The organism is Enterobacter sp. 118C5 (genome assembly GCF_034107645.1).
GTDB lineage: Bacteria > Pseudomonadota > Gammaproteobacteria > Enterobacterales > Enterobacteriaceae > Enterobacter > Enterobacter nematophilus.
The window spans coordinates 75,557-92,641 of record NZ_JAWNEU010000012.1; the positions used below are offsets into that span (position 1 = coordinate 75,557).

The window sequence follows — 17,085 nt, forward strand, 5'->3', positions numbered from 1 at the left end:
TTGCCCCTCACCCTAACCCTCTCCCCAAAGGGGCGAGGGAACTCAAACACCCTCTCCCCTTTGGGGAGAGGGCAGGGTGAGGGGGTGTTTAATTAGGCGATCCTGCACGCATCCGCTTCCCACCGATACCCCACGCCATACACCGCGCGAATAAACGACTGCTCGGCGTCCAGCGCCTCCAGCTTGCGGCGCAAGTTTTTGATGTGGCTGTCGATGGTGCGGTCGGTCACCACGCGGTAATCGTCATACAGGTGGTTCAGCAGCTGTTCGCGGGAGAACACTTTTCCCGGCTCGTGGGAGAGGGTTTTCAGCAGGCGGAACTCCGCAGGCGTCAGGTCCAGCAGCTTGCTGCGCCAGCTCGCCTGGAAGCGGCTCTCATCCACAATCAGCGGGCTTTCGGCGTCCAGCACCTGAAGCTCGCGCTGCGGCCTGCAGCGGCGCAGAATGGTTTTCACGCGGGCCACCACTTCACGCGGGCTGTAGGGCTTGCAGATGTAATCGTCCGCGCCAATTTCGAGCCCCAGCAGGCGGTCAATCTCTTCGATTTTGGCGGTGACCATGACGATCGGCACGTCGGAGAAGCGACGAATCTCCCGGCACAGGGTCAGGCCGTCGGTACCGGGGAGCATCAGATCCAGCAGGATCAGGTCCGGCGGCGTCTGGCGCACGTACGGCAGCACCTGGTCGCCGTGGCTTATCAGTGACGGGGCGTAGCTGGCCGCGCGTAAATAGTCGATCAGCAGCTGCCCCAGCTTGGGTTCGTCTTCGACAATCAAAATGCGCGGCGTGTTTTCGTCAATCGGTAACTCGGTCATGCTTCCCTCGATAAATCCCGTTCCAGAGGTAACTCTACTGTAATGCTAACCCCGCCAAAAGGCGAATGGGCGGCGCGAATGGTGCCATTATGCGCCTCGACGATGTTAACGCAAATCGCCAGCCCCAGGCCGGAACCCCCGCTGGCGCGGTTGCGGGAGCCTTCGGTGCGGTAAAAGCGCTCAAACAGTTTTTCCAGCTGCGCGTCCTGCACGCCGGGGGCGGAATCGGCGAAGGTGAGGGCGAAGCGTCCGTTTTCCTGCCTGCCGGAGATATGCAGCCCGCCGCCGCTATCGGTGTAGCGCAGGCTGTTCTCCAGCAGGTTGTTGAACAGCTGCATCAGCCGGTCTTTGTCGCCAAATACCACCGCGCTGTCCGGCAGGGAGAGATCGATTTTCAGGTTGCGGCTGGCAAACCGTTCCCGGAAGGCGCCGCTGGCCACTTCGAGCACGTTAATCACATCGACGGGAGCCTTCTGGTAGGCCAGCGCCCCTTCGTCGGACATGGAGAGCTGGTGGAGATCGTCCACCAGCTTGGTGAGCGTGCCTACCTCCGCCTGCAGAGAGGCCACCGATTCGGGCGTAAACTGGCGCACGCCGTCCTGAATCGCCTCCAGCTCGCCGCGCAGCACCGCCAGCGGGGTGCGCAGCTCGTGGGAAATATCGGCCATAAAGTCGCGGCGCATCTGCTGGTTTTTCTCAAGCGTGCTGGCGAGCTGGTTAAAGTCCTGCGCCAGCTTGCCCAGTTCGTCCTGGCTGCGGGTGTCGACGCGGGTGGTGAAATCCCCGGCAGCCAGCTTGTGCGTGCCTTCCACCAGCCGTTTCACCGGCGCGAGCAGACCGCGCGCCAGCGGGAAGGTGGCGAGCGCGGCGAGCAGGGTAGAGAGGGCGACGATTAGCCAGCTGGTCCGGCGCTGCTGGCGGTCAAAGTTAATGTCGGTGTTACGCGTCAGGCGCTCCACCGGCGAGGCGATAACCCAGCCGACGGTCGCGTTATTCACCTTAATCGCCCGGCGGGTGCCGTCCGGAGGTATCGGCGCGCGCGGGCCCACCAGCGTGCGCATATCCTGGTCGATCACCCAGAACTGGGTGCGCCAGCCGTGCGGCGGCATGCCCGGCCCCGGACGATCGTCGCCGGTGTCGTGCTCCAGCGAGCGCAGGATCTGGAAAATAAAGCGGTCGTTATTGCGCAGAAAACGCCAGTTTCCGTGCTGGGCGTACTGTTCACTCAGCGCATCGCTTAAGCCCTGAAGGCGCTGCTCGTTGCCATGCTTGATGTAGTCAATAAAGCCGCGCTCGAAGCTGACCCGCACCGCCCAGTGCATGGTGATCAGCAGGACGATACAGGTGGCAAAAATCGCCACAAAGAGCTTGCCGGTAATGCCCGGACGCCAGAATTTCATGAGCCACTCCTTTTGCCGCGCCTAATCACGACGTTCTTGCTGGTATCATCCGGCACCCGGGCGAAGATGACGGCGGGCAGGGCGATAATCACCGCCATGCTGAGATAAGTGTATAAAAAGACCTGATGCGCCACGGGCGTGTCGACGCTGAGGTGATGCTGGCCGTACATGCCGAGCAGTAAACCGGCGATGGTCACGCCGATGCTCATGGAGAGCTGCATGATCATCGACAGCAGGCTGTTGCCGCTGCTCGCCAGCTCGTCAGGGAGATCCTTCAGCGTCAGGGTATTCATCGACGAGAAGCGCATGGAGTTGACTATCCCCTGACAGAACAGCACCAGCGGCAGAACGTAGTACCAGCCCATCAGCGCCACGGCCATAAACAGCAGGCTCACCAGCGCCAGCCCCAGCGTGGCGGTCACCAGCACGCGGCGGTAGCCAAAGCGGTTCACTACCTGCACCACGATGCGCTTCATCCCCATGCTCCCAAGCACCATCGGGATCATCATCAGGCCCGCGTGAAACGGCGAAAAGCCCATGCCAATTTGCAGAAACACGGGCGTCATAAACGGCAGCATGCCGCTGCCGATGCGTCCGGCGAAGCTGCCGAACAGGCCAAGGCGGTAGGTGGGGTTTTTAAACAGATTCAGGCTGAACAGCGCCTTTTCATTCCCACGCGCATGCCACAAATACCATCCAACGGCGGTAAGGCCGAGGGCAACCAGAGCGCCCAGCGTCAGGGACGAAATGCCCAGCCCCTTTTGCCCGTCGAGCGCCAGGGTTAGCGTCGCCATGCCCGCCGCCAGCAGGATAAAGCCAAAGAAATCAAAGCGCCGCGTCTGCATTTTGTAATTCGGCATCAGCGCCAGGGTGGCGATAGCGCCGATGATGCCAACAGGAAGATTGATTAAGAAAATCCAGTGCCAGGAGGCGTACTCCACCAGCATTCCGCCGAGCGCCGGGCCCAGCAGCGGCCCCACCTGACCGGGCAGGGTGACGAAGGTCATCGCCGCCATGTACTGCTCGCGCGGCACGATCTTCATCACCGTTAACCGCCCGACGGGCACCATCATCGCGCCGCCGACGCCCTGCAGCACGCGCGCCATCACCAGCTGGTCGAGGGTGCTGGCCTGCGCGCAGAACAGCGAGCCGGCGGTAAACAGCACGATGGCGGTAAAAAAGATATTCCGCACGCCCACTTTGTCCGCCAGCCAGCCGCTGGCAGGCAGCATCACCGCAACCGTCAGCACGTAGGCGACAATCACCATATGCATATGCAGCGGGCTCTCTCCCAGGCTTTTCGCCATCGAGGGGAGGGCGGTGTTAACGATGGTCGTATCCAGCGACTGCATAAAGAAGCCGAAGGCGACTATCCACAATTGCCAGCGAACGTTGCTGGGAAGCTCAGTCATTTACCCGGTCACCGTGGTTCTGTTTTTACGCGCAAAGCGCAGCCGCAGGCGGTCAAAGAACAGATAGACCACCGGCGTGGTGTACAGCGTCAGCAGCTGGCTCATGACCAGCCCGCCGACGATGGTGATCCCCAGCGGCTGGCGCAGCTCTGAGCCATCGCCGCCGGATATCACCAGCGGCAGCGCGCCAAACAGCGCCGCCAGGGTGGTCATCATGATCGGACGAAAACGCAGCAGGCAGGCCTGGAAGATCGCCTCCTCCGGCGACAGGCTGCCGTTGCGCTGGGCGTCCAGCGCGAAGTCCACCATCATGATGGCGTTTTTCTTCACTATGCCGATTAACAGCATGATCCCGATGAGCGCGATCAGGCTGAACGGCGCGCCGAACAGCTCCAGCGCCAGCAGCGCCCCTACGCCCGCGGACGGCAGCGTCGAGAGAATGGTCAGCGGGTGAACGTAGCTCTCGTACAGCACGCCCAGCACAATATAGACCGTGGCGATGGCCGCCAGAATCAAAATCACCTGCGAGTTCATCGTCTCCTGGAATACCTGCGCGGTACCGGCAAAGCTGCCGCGCACGGTGGACGGCACGCCAAGCTGCGTCATCGCGCGGTTGATCGCGTCGCTGGCCTCGGAAAGCGACGAACCGGCGGGCAGGTTAAAGGAGATGGTCGACGCTGCCGAAAGCCCCTGGTGGTTCACCGACAGCGGCGCGTTGGCCGGCCGCCAGCTGGCGAAGTAGGAGAGCGGAATCGCCTTGCCGTCGCTGTTAATCACAAACATTTTATCCAGCGCGCTGATGTCCTGGGTGTAGCGCGGGTCAACTTCCATCACCACCTTGTACTGGTTCATCGGCTGATAGATGGTGGAGATCTCCCGCTGGCCGAAGGCGTTGTTCAGCAGGCTGTTGGCGGCTTCAACGTTAATGCCCAGCCGCGACATGGTTTCGCGGTCGTATGTGAGCGCCATCTCGGCGCCGTTATCCTGCTGATCGGAGTTCACGTCCGCCAGTTGGGGCAGGGCGGCCAGCGCCTTGCGGATCTTCGGCTCCCACTCGCGCAGGGCGGCTAAATCGTCCGAGAGCAACGTGTACTGGTAGCTGGCGTTCGCCTGTCGTCCGCCGACGCGGATATCCTGAACGGCCATCAAAAACAGGTTTGCGCCCGGCTCTTTGGCGAGCTTCACCCTCAGGCGATCAATCACCTGCTGCGCCGTTTCGCTGCGCTCGCCGCGCGGCTTAAGGGTAATGAACATCATCCCGCTGTTAACGCGCGACCCGCCGGTAAAGCCAGTCACGTTATCCACGGCGTTGTCTTCACGAATGATCTTCATAAAGTCCTGCAGCTTGCCGCGCATCGCCTGGAATGAAATGCTCTGGTCCGCCTGGATGCCGCCCATCAGCACGCCGGTGTCCTGCTCCGGGAAGAAGGTTTTCGGGATGGTGATGTACATCCAGACGTTGAGCCCAATGGTGGCGATCAGCACCAGCCCGACCAGCCGCGTATGGTTCAGCACCCACTTCAGCGATTTGCCGTAGCCTTCCTGCATCGCCATCAGAAAACGACCAAAGCCTTTGCGACGCGGCTGCGAATGGGGCTTGCTGCGCTTGAGCATCCAGCCGCACATCATCGGCGTGAGCGTCAGGGAAATCACCAGCGAAATCCCGATAGCGACGGAAAGGGTGACGGCAAATTCCCTCAGCAGCCGCCCCGGCAGCCCGCCCATCAGCAGCAGCGGCAGGAACACCGCCACCAGCGACAGGCTCATGGAGAGTACCGTAAAGCCTACCTCGCGCGTGCCCTGCAGCGCGGCCTGCAGCGGCTTCACGCCCGCTTCAAGGTGGCGGGAAATGTTCTCCAGCACCACGATGGCGTCATCCACCACGAAGCCCGTGGCGATCGTCAGGGCCATCAGCGACAGGTTGTTAAGGCTAAAGCCGCACAGGTACATGGCGGCAAAGGTCCCAATCAGCGACACAGGCACGGCCACCGCCGGGATCAGCGTCGCGCGGCCGGAGCGCAGGAACAGGAACACCACCAGGATCACCAGCGCGACGGAGATAATCAGCGTTTGCTCCACCTCTTCAAGCGAGGCGCGAATGGTCGGGGAGCGATCCTGGGCAATCTGCAGATCGATTGCCGCCGGGATGGTCTCCTGCAGCTCCGGGAGGCGGGCGCGAATGCTGTTCACCGTCTCAATAATGTTCGCCTCCGGCAGCTTGCGGATCATCAGCAGGATGGCCGGTTTGGCGTTGGTCATCCCGGCGTTGCGCACGTCCTGCACCGAGTCGGTGACGCTGGCAACGTCGCTCAGGCGTACCGCCGCGCCGTTGTTGTAGTGAATAATCAGCGGCTGGTATTCCGCGGCGGTTTTAAGCTCGTCGTTGGTGTGGATCTGCCAGCGATGGCTAGCGTCCTCAATCGCCCCCTGCGGCCTGCGCACGTTGGCGTTGCTGATGGCGGAACGCACGTCGTCCAGCGACACGCCCTGGTTAAACAGCGCCTGCGGGTTCAGGCCCACGCGCACGGCGGGCAGGGAACTGCCGCCAACGCTCACGTCACCCACGCCGTTTATTTGTGAGATCGTCTGCGCCAGCTGGGTCGACGCAAAATCGTAGAGCTGCCCCTGAGAATAGGTGTCTGAGGTCAGCGTCAGGATCATGATCGGCGCATCGGACGGGTTGGCCTTGCGGTAGGTCGGACGGCTCGGCATCCCGCTCGGCAGCAGGCTTTGCGCGGCGTTGATCGCCGCCTGCACGTCACGAGCGGCGCCGTTAATATCCCGGTCGAAGCTGAATTCCAGAATGATGCGCGTGCTGCCCAGCGAGCTGCTGGAGGTCATCTCGTTGACCCCCGCAATCCGCCCGAGCGAACGCTCCAGCGGCGTGGCGACCGACGACGCCATGGTTTCCGGTGACGCGCCCGGCAGCGAGGCGCTGACCATGATCACTGGGAAATCCACCTGCGGCAGCGGGGCGACGGGCAGCAGCCGGAAGCCCAGCACGCCGCACAGGGTGATGGCGACGGAGAGTAAAATCGTCGCCACCGGACGGTAAATGAAGAGGGCGAAAAACTTCACTTACGCCTCCTCTTCACGCTTCGGGAAACGGCTTTTGGTCCACAGCGCCAGGCGGTCAAACAGCAGGTAGATCACCGGCGTGGTGAAGAGCGTCAGCACCTGGCTGACCAGCAGACCGCCAACCATACCGATACCCAGCGGGCGGCGCAGCTCCGCGCCGACGCCGGTGCTGAGCATCAGCGGCAGCGCCCCCAGCAGGGCTGCCAGCGTGGTCATCAGGATCGGGCGGAAACGCAGCAGGCAGGCCTGGAAGATGGCATCGCGCGGCGACATGCCCTGTTCGCGCTCGGCGGCCAGCGCAAAGTCGATCATCATGATGGCGTTTTTCTTCACGATCCCGATAAGCAGGATAATGCCGATGATGGCAATGACGTCCAGCTCGCTGCCCGCCAGCATCAATGCCAGCAGCGCCCCCACGCCCGCCGTCGGCAGGGTAGAGAGGATGGTGATCGGGTGGATAAAGCTTTCGTACAGCACGCCAAGCACGATGTACATCGCCACGACCGCCGCGACGATCAGCCAGACGGTGTTACCCAGCGCGGCCTGGAACGCCAGCGTGCTGCCCTGGAACTGGGTCTGAATATCGGACGGGAAGCTGAGCGCTTTTTCAGCAGCCTGGATGGCTTCCACCGCCTCGCCCAGCGAGTAACCGTCCGGCACGTTGAAGGAAATGGTGGTGGACGGGAACTGATCCAGGTGGTTAATCGACAGCGGGGTATAGCGCTCCTCCACCGTGGCGATGGCGCTCAGCGGCACAATCCCGCCGTCTTTGCTGGTCAGGCGCACCGAGTCCAGCGCGGCCAGGCCGGGCGTGTTCTCCGTGTTGTGCTCCAGCACCACGCGGTACTGATTCGCCTGGGTGTAGATGGTGGAGATCAGGCGCTGACCGAAGGCGTTGTACAGGGCGTTGTCCACATCAGACATGGTAATGCCCAGACGGCTGGCGGTGTCGCGGTTGACGTTCACGTAGGCCGCCAGCCCTTTGTCCTGCCAGTCGCTGCTGACGTCGGCGAGCTGTGGCAGGGTGTTAAGTTTCTCCACCAGCTGCGGCACCCAGGTGCTGAGGGCGTCAAGCGATGTGGCCTGGAGCGTGAACTGATACTGCGTGCGGCTGACCTGGGTATCGATGGTCAAATCCTGAATCGGCTGCAGGTAAAGCTCAACGCCCGGCAGGCGGGCCACGGCGCTTTGCAGCCGCTCGATGACGGCGTTCACGCGGTCGTCGCGCTCATCCAGCGGCTTGAGGTTGATCTGCAGACGAGCGCTGTTGAGCGACGGGTTGGTGCCATCCACGCCGACGTAGGAGGTCAGGCTCTCCACAGCCGGATCTTTCATAATAATTTCAGACACCTGCTGCTGGCGCTGGGCCATGTTCGCGAAGGAGACCGACTGCGGCGCCTGAAGCGTGCCCTGAATAATGCCGTTGTCCTGGATGGGGAAGAAGCCTTTCGGAATGAAAATCCACAGCATCACGCTGAGCGCCAGCGTTCCCAGCGCCACGCCAAGCGTTGCCCACGGATGGTTCAGCACTTTCGCCAGCACGCGACCGTAGGCGGCAATAATCCGCTCGAACATTCGCTCGGAGGCGCGGGAGAAGCGGTTTTGCTTGCGCAGGGACTCGTGGCTCAGCATGCGGGCGCACATCATCGGGGTCAGGGTCAGCGACACCACGGCGGAGATCAAAATGGCGACCGCCAGCGTCACGGCAAACTCGCGGAACAGCCGCCCGACGATATCGCCCATAAACAGCAGCGGGATCAGCACCGCAATCAGCGAGAAGGTGAGTGAGATAATGGTAAAGCCGATTTCCCCCGCGCCCTTCAGCGCGGCGGCCAGCGGCTTTTCGCCTTTCTCGATATAGCGCGAGATGTTCTCAATAACGACGATGGCGTCATCCACCACGAACCCGGTGGCGATGGTGAGCGCCATCAGCGTCAGGTTGTTAATCGAAAAGTCGAGGAACACCATCACCGCAAAGGTGCCGACCAGCGAGAGCGGCACGGCGACGGCGGGAATAATGGTTGCCGGAACGTTGCGCAGGAACAGGTAGATGATCATCACCACCAGCGCAATCGCCAGCATCAGCTCGAACTGGGTATCGGTGACCGACGCGCGAATGTTGGTGGTGCGGTCAGAAAGCACCTTCACGCTGACCGATTTTGGCAGGCTTTCAATCAGCTGCGGCAGCATGGTGCGAATGCTGTCGGCGGTTTCGATGATGTTGGCACCCGGCTGGCGCTGCACGTTCATCACGATCGCCTGCTGCTTGTTCGCCCACGCGCCGAGCCAGCTGTTTTCCGCGCCTTGTTCCACGGTGGCGACGTCGCCCAGGCGGATCGGCGCGCCGTTCTGGTAGGCCACAATCAGCTGACGGTATTCGTCGGCGGACTGCATCTGGTCGTTTGCCGAGAGGGTGACCGCACGGGTCGGGCCGTCCAGCGAGCCTTTCGCCGAGTTGACGTTGGCACTGCTGATGGCGGTGCGGATGGTTTCGCTGGTCAGCCCCAGCGCGGCAATCGCCTGCGCGTTAAGCTTCACGCGCACGGCCGGGCGCTGGCCGCCCGCCAGCGTGACGAGGCCGACGCCGGAAACCTGAGAAATTTTCTGCGCCACGCGGGTTTCGACCATGTCTTCGACCTGGGTCATCGGCATGGCGGAGGAGGTGACGGCGAGCGTCATGATCGGCGGATCCGCCGGGTTCACCTTGCTGTAGACCGGCGGGTTAGGCAGGTCCGACGGCAGCAGGTTGGTGGCGGCGTTGATGGCGGCCTGCACCTCCTGCTCGGCGACGTCCAGCGACAGCGTCAGCTGGAACTGCAGCGTCACGACGGATGCCCCGCCGGAACTCTGGGAGGACATCTGTTTTAACCCGGACATCTGGCCAAACTGGCGCTCCAGCGGGGCGGTAATGGCGGACGTCACCACGTCCGGGCTGGCGCCAGGATAAAGCGTCACCACCTGAATGGTGGGGTAATCCACCTCCGGCAGCGCCGACACGGGCAGGAAGCGGTAGCCAATGATCCCGGCCAGCAGGATCGCCACCATCAACAGCGTGGTGGCGACAGGGCGGAGGATAAACAGGCGTGACGGCCCACCTGTAGAGCTCGGGGGCATAACCTGCATCAGGAGGTCGCTCCCTGTTTCGCAGGTTCAACCACCTCAACCTTCGCGCCTTCGGTGAGGCGGTCGATGCCGTCGGTGACCACGCGGTCGCCGGCGGAGAGCCCGGCGCTGATGACCACCGTCTGGCTGTCCTGAATCCCGGTTTTCACCAGATGCTTGCTCACTTTATTGTCGCTGTTCAGCACCCAGACAAAGCTTCCTTCGTTACCCATCTGCAGCGCTGCGGTGGGGATCACCACCGCGTTCTCTTCGGTAGCGACCAGCATTCGCGCGTTGACGAACTGGTTCGGGAAGAGGGCATCGTCCTGGTTGTTAAAGCGCGCCTTCAGCTTGATGGTGCCGGTGGTGGTATCGATCTGGTTATCCAGGCTAAGCAGGGAACCCTCGCTCAGCTTCTGCTTGTTGGTGCGGTCCCAGGCTTCCACCACCAGGCCTTTACCGGCTTTTTGCGCCTGCATGACGGTCGCAATATCGCTTTCCGGCAGGGTAAAGACTAAATCAATCGGGTGGGTCTGGGTGATCACCACGATGCCCGTGGTGTCGCCGCTGGAGATCTGGTTACCGATATCGACCTGCTTCAGGCCCACGCGCCCGTCAATCGGCGCGGTGATGCGGCTCCAGTCCAGCTGCAGCTGCGCGCTGGCGACGGCGGCCTCGTCGGCTTTGATGGTGCCCTGCGTTTCGCTGACCAGCGACTGTTGGGTGTCCAGCTCCTGACGAGAAACGAGGTTGGTTTTCACCAGCTGCTGGTAGCGGGCCAGATCGCGACGGGCGTTGGCGAGGGTGGCTTTGTCTTTCGCGAGCTGCCCCTGCGCCTGGGCGAGGGCAACCTTAAACTGGCTCGGGTCGATTTCCGCCAGCAGATCGCCCGCTTTAACCTGCTGACCTTCCTGGAAGTGGATCGCGATGAGCTGGCCGTCCACGCGGCTGCGTACCGTGGCGGTGTTGGCGGCGGTGATGGTTCCGAGCCCCGTCAGATAACGTGGAACGGCTTTGCTCACCGCCGTTGCCGCCTGAACCGGCGCCAGCGCGCCGCCGCGCATGCCGTGACGGCCGCCGCCTGCCGGGCGCTGTGGTGCACTATTGGCACCGGCGGGAGCGGCGGAGTTCGCGGATTGACTGTGCCAGTACCAGGCGGCGGCAAGGACCACCACAATGATGCCAGCGGCGATTGCCCAGCGGGATTTGTTACTGCCTTTCATCGTTATACGTTCTCATCCTGAATACTTCGGGGAATGATACTAGTTTAGTCAGCTAACACAGCGGAAAAATGGAGGAAATATGGAAGACTGTCAGGAATGGTCTGAGAGTAGCGCCGCGGTTTTCTCCCTCTCCCTGAGGGAGAGGGCCGGGGTGAGGGCATCAGACCGCACCGCAACAACACTAGCTAAACATCACCTGCGCCCAGCGCGCCAGCCCTGCGGTAACGGAGCCAAAGTCATCCCCGCCGGCAATCGGAATGCCCGGCAGCTGTTCCGCCAGCGCTTTCTTGATCAGCGGCGAGCGGGCGCTACCCCCGGTCAGGTAGATCACATCCGGCTTCTCTTTGCCGTTCTCCAGCGCCAGCTGGACCTGCTCCAGAATACGCTGCAGCGGCTGCGCGAGCGCCGTCTCCAGCCCCTCCTGTGAAATCGCCGTGGCCAGATCGTCGCTGATGAAGGGCAGCGAAACCGCATGTTCAGGACGATCCGACAGCGCAATTTTGCTCTCTTCGGCGGTGCGCACCACGCGGTAGCTCAGGCGCTGACGCCACACTTTATAGAGCAGGGCGACCTTCTCGGCGTCCTGCGCGTCGCGCACCAGATCGTTAAGGAAGCGCCCGTTCGCGGTGCTGTAAAAATCACTCTGCGCCGGAACGTCGTTGATGGCAATCGCGTTCCACCACGGCAGGATCGGCAGGGCGATGCCTTTTTCCGTTTGCCCGCCCATGCCCAGCAGCGGCATCAGGCTCTTGAAGGCCAGCGCGATATCCAAATCGTTACCGCCTACGCGGCAGCCGCTGTGCCCGAGCAGGCTGTTTTCACGATCGCGACGGTTATGCCACTGCGGCCCCATCAGCAGCAGCGAGCAGTCGGTGGTTCCCCCGCCGATGTCCACGACCAGCACGCGCTTCTCTTCCGTCAGCGTGGCTTCAAAATCCAGCCCCGCCGCAACCGGCTCGTACTGGAACACCACGTCGCGGAAGCCTGCCCGGTGCGCCGCGCGTTCAAGGATCCCCTGCGCCTGCTGGTTAGCTTCGTCGCCGCCCAGCCCCTGGAAGTTGATCGGGCGGCCAATCACCGCCTGGGTAATCTCCTCGGAAACCTGCGTCTGCGCCTGATGACGGATATGCAGCATCATGGCGCACACCAGGTCTTCAAACATCGCCACCTGCTGCGGCTTCAGGCCGCTCGCGCCGAGGAAGGACTTTGGCGATTTAACGAAGTAGACCTCTTCCGGGTCTTCAATGTAGTGCCCGAGCGAGGAGAGGCCGAACTCTACGCTGGACGGGGTAACGTCGATATCTTCCTCGCGGTTGAAGCTGACCGCCCGACGCAGCAGCGCCTGGGTTTCCGCCGCGGTAGCAGGAACCTGATGGTGGCGGAACAGCCACTCGCTCACCGCCTCACGCGTCGGCGCGCAGAGCATTGACGGCAGCAGCGTGCTCTCTTTTTCCATTTTAAGAAGCTGCGGTTGTCCGTTCTGCATAATCGCAACCGAGCAGTTTGCCGTACCGTAGTCAAATCCGATAAACACAATGAATCCCCATGCCGGTGAGAAGGGGCGAGACTTTAACGAAATGTCTGCATGGCGACAACAGGAATATGAAAGCAAGGCGAAACACTGCTTTTCCGTTTATCCTGAGAGGAATAAAAAAGGAGCAATAATGTATACCCTGACCTGGCAACCTCCCTACGACTGGCAGTGGATGTTTGGCTTTCTCGGCGCGCGTGCGGTGACGGGCATTGAAACCGTCACGAGCGACTACTACGAGCGCAGTTTTGCCTGCGACGGCCATCAGGGGATATTTCGCGTGACGCCGGATATCGCCACCCATACGCTGACCGTGACGCTCAGCCCCGGGCTGGTCCCGGTTGCGAAGACGTGTCTTGAACGCATCGCGCGCCTGTTCGATCTCGCCTGCAACCCGCAGCGCGTCGCGGATACGCTGGGGGATCTCGGCGCAGCCCGGCCCGGCCTGCGTTTGCCGGGGGCGATGGATGCGTACGAGCAGGGAGTCCGGGCCATTCTCGGGCAGCTGGTCAGCGTGGCGATGGCGGCGAAACTGGCTTCCCGCGTTGTCGCCCTGTGCGGTGAGCCGGTGAAGGATGCACCGGGCTATGTCTGCTTTCCCTCCCCCCAAGCGCTGGCCGCTGCCGATCCGCTGGCGCTCAAGGCGCTCGGGATGCCGGTAAAACGCGCGGAGTCGCTGATTCATCTGGCACAGTCGGTTGTTGACGAGACGTTTCCGCTGACGCCGCCTGAGGACGTTGAGGCGGGCATGAAGGCGCTACAGCAGCGGCCCGGCATCGGGCGCTGGACGGCAAATTACCTGGCCCTGCGCGGCTGGCAGGCGAAAGACGTGTTCCTGCCGGATGATTATCTGATTAAGCAACGCTTCGCCGGGATGACTCCGGCGCAGATCCGTCGTTACGCCGAACGCTGGCAGCCGTGGCGCTCCTACGCGCTGCTGCACATCTGGTATACCGACGGCTGGACGCCGTCAGTTGATGGCGAAATAGCTGGTGTTGAGCAGTAGATCCAGCGGCTGCGGCTCGGCGATGGTGTCGCCATAGATAAAATCAATGCCGATGCCGGAAAGCGTATCCATCATAATGGGCTGATTGCAGGGGCCCGCGATGGTTTTCATCCCCAGACGCTGGGCGTGGCCCTGAACGATGGTCACCATCATCTCATCCATCAGATTGCCGTACACGTTGCTCACCACCTCGGCATCCAGCATCAGATAATCGGCCATGTTCGGGCTCAGGTGGGTAAAGACGTTCATGTCGCGCCCTATCTGGCTGAAGATCAACCGGCAGCCCGCCTGGCGAAGCTTTTGCAGCCCTCGCTGCAGATTCTCATCCGGGTTACACACCGCGTCGGCCGCGATGATCAGATGCAGCAGACGGCCCGGCATAGGGCTATTATCGAGCAGGTCGAGGAGTTCATCGACCAGCGTTACGCTGGCTAAACCGGCGGCAGAAAGCGGTAGCGCTACCCCCATCCCTTTACGGGCGACCTGCGCGGCAGAGGTGCGGAAAAACTCGCCAAAGATACGTCTGTCGAGGGCGTGCAGCAGCTCGGGCTCCGCCAGGCCAGAACGGAAGGCGTGCTCCTCCTGGACTTCACCCTGGCTGGTCCACAGGCGTAGCGAAACCAGCCAGAAGTTACAGCTTTCCGGTATGCGCGGGGAGGCGACGCTGCGGGCTATCATCATCAGATGATTGTCTTTGATCATGTGCCACTGTTCGTCCAGCGACATCATGCTGCGCGCGCTCCGATCCCGCTCCTGCTGCGGTTCGTACACCGTCACGATGCCGCGGCCGCTGTTTTTCGAGGCATAACAGGCAATATCCGCCTGCGACATCACTTCTGACGCCTGGTTATTATGCTCATCAATCAGCGTGATCCCTGCGCTGGCGCCAATCCGGTGCAGGCGGCCTTCCCACATAAAGTGATAGTCATTGATGGTATGGATCAGACGACCGGTGATATAGCGCGCGCTCTCAATATTGCAGTCCGGCAGCAGCAGCCCAAACTCGTCGCCGCCCAGGCGCGCCAGCACGTCGCTGGAGCGAAGCATGGTTAACATCATGGAGGAGAGTTCCCGCAGCAGGGCATCTCCCGCCGCATGGCCTGCGGTATCATTGACGGCTTTGAAGCGGTCCAGGTCGATAAAGACCAGCGCATGACGCTGACGCGTCTCGCGAACGGTTTGCAGAAGTCGTTTGAGATGGTTTTCGAAGCTGACCCGGTTTGCCAGGTGGGTGAGGGCATCGTGCGACGCGCTGTAGCTCAGCTGACGCAGCATTTTGCGCGACTCGGTAACGTCCTGAATAACGATCACCGAGCCAATGCTGTGCCCGTCAAGGGTACTGAGTGGCGTAATGCTGTAGTGGATATCAAACGATCCGCCGGTGCGGCAGTTCAGCACTACGTCCTGGTCGATATCGGAGCGTGACATATCGCCGCTGTGAATGTTCTCCATCAGCGGGCCCCGTTCCCCAAAGGTGATGTGTAACACCTTCAGGATCGGCTGGCCGATGGCCTCGGTCTGAAGCCAGCCGCTCATTTTCTCGGCGACCGGGTTCATAAAGGTGACGTTCATGTCGATATCGGTACAGAGCACAGCTTCGCCGATGGAGTCGAGCGTGATGTGCAGACGCTCTTTTTCCTGGAACAGCGCTTCGTTAAGCTCCTTCACCTCGGTCATGTCCATATTGATGCCGAGTAAACGCTCCACTTCACCCTCTTTATTCAGCACCCGGTTTGCCAGGGAGCGAATATGGCGCACGCCTTCCTTCACGCGGATACGGAATTCAAGCTTAAACGGCAGACGTGAGACCAGTGAATCCCGCAGCACCTGCTCCGCATGGGCGCGATCCTCCGGCAGCATTCTTTCGTGCCAGAGCTGCCAGGTGGGCTTGATGTGCGGCGGAATTTCATACAGCTCAAACATCCGCTTATCCCAGCTGATAATGTCGGGCTCCAGATCCCACTCCCAGATGCCGATGCCGCCCGCTTCGTTGGCCAGCGTAATGCGCTCCATCAGGCGTTTATTGACCCACTCGGTCTGCTTCAGGTCGTTAATGTCTTCAATCTGGGCGATAAAATAGAGCGGCGAGCCGTCGGCATGGCGCACGACGGAGACGGCCAGAAGCGCCCAGACGACCTCGCCGTTACGCGTGTAATAGCGCTTTTCAAGGGTGTAGGTGTTGATCTCGCCGTTGACCAACTGCTCCAGCTGTTCCAGGTCGGTATGCAAATCTTCCGGCCAGGTGAGCTGCTGGAAGGTGAGCGACTGCAGCTCGGTCTGACTGTAACCGAGGAAATTGCACAGCGCCTTGTTGGCCTGAAGCCACTGGCCTTCCATGCTGACTAACGCCATGCCGATGGCGGAATACTCCATTGCATTGCGAAAGCGCTCTTCGCTCTCGGTGATGTGTTTGCGTTCGGCACGGAAGGCATACATCACCATGGTCATCACGTTAGCGGGGAGAAGCAGCATCAGGAACGGCAGCCACGGCGCGTTCATCATCGGCCCGGCATGTTGGGTGGTCAGCGCCGAAGGGTTATGGGCAATCATCAGGGAAACGACCATCACGGTAACCAGAAACACCATGAACGCTTCCATCCGCGGCAAGCGCACGGCGCTCCACATCAGCAGGACAATCACGCAGGTAAAAGGCCACGGCAGCCAGGTGATGGATGCCCAGCTGAGCGCCAGCGTCACGGCCATGGTAACCAGCGTTTCCAGCAGCAATCTCGGATCACGGTGGCGGAGCAAGTAGTGGGATTTAAACAGCAGCCCCAGCGGCACCAGCGCCAGCGCGCCAATGGATTCAGATAGCACCCAGACGATGAAATTACGCAGCGGCTCAGGGCCGGGGATCAGAAGCGTCATAAGAATACCGCCCACCAGCGGCGGCACCAGCGCGCTGCCTATGGCCAGGCGGATCCAGTCGTTTAAATTTTGCAGCGGGTTGTACCACGGAAGCAGCTTGCGCAGTAACACGGCACCGATGACGGCCTCAATAATGTTTATTGCGGCGTAGGTGAGGTTTATCGACGCCCAGGAGAACACCATCCACGAGGCCAGAATATTGCCCAATGAACAGGCCAGGGCAATCCCGGGCCACATTTTTCCCGCATGGCGGTAAAACGCCACCATCATAATGGCGGTAGGAAACCAGAGCGGCGCCAGCAGGGTACCGAAGCGGGTAAGCTCCAGCGAAAATAAGGTAAAGATAAAGGTGACCAGGCCCAGACAGACAAGTCGTAATAAAGGATGTGGGGTGGTAACCAAAACCCGCTGGTATTGTTTATTCATTACCGCTTTATCCAGAGACGCCATGCCGTCAGGAGAGAAGTGCGCACGAGTGAATTTGATAATTTGGTTTATGCTAGTACAAACAATTTACAATTCATATGGCGACTGCTCATAATTTGACATCATAGACTTATTAAATAGTTACTCGCTAAAAAATCCCTGTTAAACGCTGAAAAAACGGCCATTAAAATTTCTCTCAGGGAGCAATGTGCCACTTTTCAGCC

The 17,085-nt window shown here is 61.1% G+C and carries 9 protein-coding genes; 1 reads left to right on the top strand and 8 read right to left on the bottom strand.

What is annotated here, in order from left to right; translation table 11 throughout:
- Positions 1 to 92: 92 nt before the first annotated feature.
- The 7 genes from baeR to yegD form a co-directional block, all read right to left on the bottom strand.
- Positions 93 to 815 (bottom strand): two-component system response regulator BaeR, encoded by a 723-nt coding sequence (gene baeR, locus UTO39_RS17805; RefSeq protein ID WP_024908120.1) that lies wholly within the window; start codon positions 813 to 815, stop codon positions 93 to 95.
- Complete coding sequence (gene baeS, locus UTO39_RS17810; protein ID WP_061097656.1) at positions 812 to 2,215, bottom strand: two-component system sensor histidine kinase BaeS; 1,404 nt, start codon at positions 2,213 to 2,215, stop codon at positions 812 to 814. Before baeS ends, baeR begins: the two co-directional genes overlap by 4 nt.
- Positions 2,212 to 3,627, bottom strand: a complete 1,416-nt coding sequence (locus UTO39_RS17815) for an MFS transporter (RefSeq protein ID WP_320727717.1) — start codon at positions 3,625 to 3,627, stop codon at positions 2,212 to 2,214. The genes baeS and UTO39_RS17815 overlap by 4 nt, the downstream gene beginning before the upstream one ends.
- Positions 3,628 to 6,705 (bottom strand): multidrug efflux RND transporter permease subunit MdtC, encoded by a 3,078-nt coding sequence (gene mdtC / locus UTO39_RS17820; protein WP_320727718.1) that lies wholly within the window; start codon positions 6,703 to 6,705, stop codon positions 3,628 to 3,630.
- Complete coding sequence (locus UTO39_RS17825; RefSeq protein ID WP_320727719.1) at positions 6,706 to 9,828, bottom strand: MdtB/MuxB family multidrug efflux RND transporter permease subunit; 3,123 nt, start codon at positions 9,826 to 9,828, stop codon at positions 6,706 to 6,708. It abuts the gene before it with no gap.
- Complete coding sequence (locus UTO39_RS17830) at positions 9,828 to 11,030, bottom strand: MdtA/MuxA family multidrug efflux RND transporter periplasmic adaptor subunit (RefSeq protein WP_320727720.1); 1,203 nt, start codon at positions 11,028 to 11,030, stop codon at positions 9,828 to 9,830. The genes UTO39_RS17825 and UTO39_RS17830 overlap by 1 nt, the downstream gene beginning before the upstream one ends.
- 181 nt (positions 11,031 to 11,211) lie before the next feature.
- On the bottom strand, positions 11,212 to 12,564 hold the full coding sequence (gene yegD, locus UTO39_RS17835; protein ID WP_320727721.1) for a molecular chaperone: 1,353 nt from the start codon (positions 12,562 to 12,564) through the stop codon (positions 11,212 to 11,214).
- Positions 12,565 to 12,694: 130 nt separating this feature from the next.
- Between yegD and alkA the strand changes: the two genes are divergently transcribed.
- Positions 12,695 to 13,567: a DNA-3-methyladenine glycosylase 2 gene (gene alkA / locus UTO39_RS17840; RefSeq protein WP_320727722.1), complete on the top strand. Its 873-nt coding sequence runs from the start codon at positions 12,695 to 12,697 to the stop codon at positions 13,565 to 13,567.
- Here the strand turns inward: alkA and UTO39_RS17845 are convergent.
- Complete coding sequence (locus tag UTO39_RS17845; RefSeq protein ID WP_320727723.1) at positions 13,532 to 16,861, bottom strand: diguanylate cyclase; 3,330 nt, start codon at positions 16,859 to 16,861, stop codon at positions 13,532 to 13,534. The genes alkA and UTO39_RS17845 overlap by 36 nt on opposite strands.
- Between the last annotated feature and the right edge of the window lie 224 nt (positions 16,862 to 17,085).

Excerpts from the sequence above, each read along its gene's own strand:
- UTO39_RS17845 (WP_320727723.1), bottom strand. The coding sequence starts at position 16,861 with ATGAATAAACAATACCAGCGGGTTTTGGTTACCACCCCACATCCTTTA.
- UTO39_RS17830 (WP_320727720.1), bottom strand. The coding sequence starts at position 11,030 with ATGAAAGGCAGTAACAAATCCCGCTGGGCAATCGCCGCTGGCATCATT.
- UTO39_RS17825 (WP_320727719.1), bottom strand. The coding sequence starts at position 9,828 with ATGCAGGTTATGCCCCCGAGCTCTACAGGTGGGCCGTCACGCCTGTTT.
- alkA (WP_320727722.1), top strand. The coding sequence starts at position 12,695 with ATGTATACCCTGACCTGGCAACCTCCCTACGACTGGCAGTGGATGTTT.
- baeS (WP_061097656.1), bottom strand. The coding sequence starts at position 2,215 with ATGAAATTCTGGCGTCCGGGCATTACCGGCAAGCTCTTTGTGGCGATT.
- UTO39_RS17815 (WP_320727717.1), bottom strand. The coding sequence starts at position 3,627 with ATGACTGAGCTTCCCAGCAACGTTCGCTGGCAATTGTGGATAGTCGCC.
- baeR (WP_024908120.1), bottom strand. The coding sequence starts at position 815 with ATGACCGAGTTACCGATTGACGAAAACACGCCGCGCATTTTGATTGTC.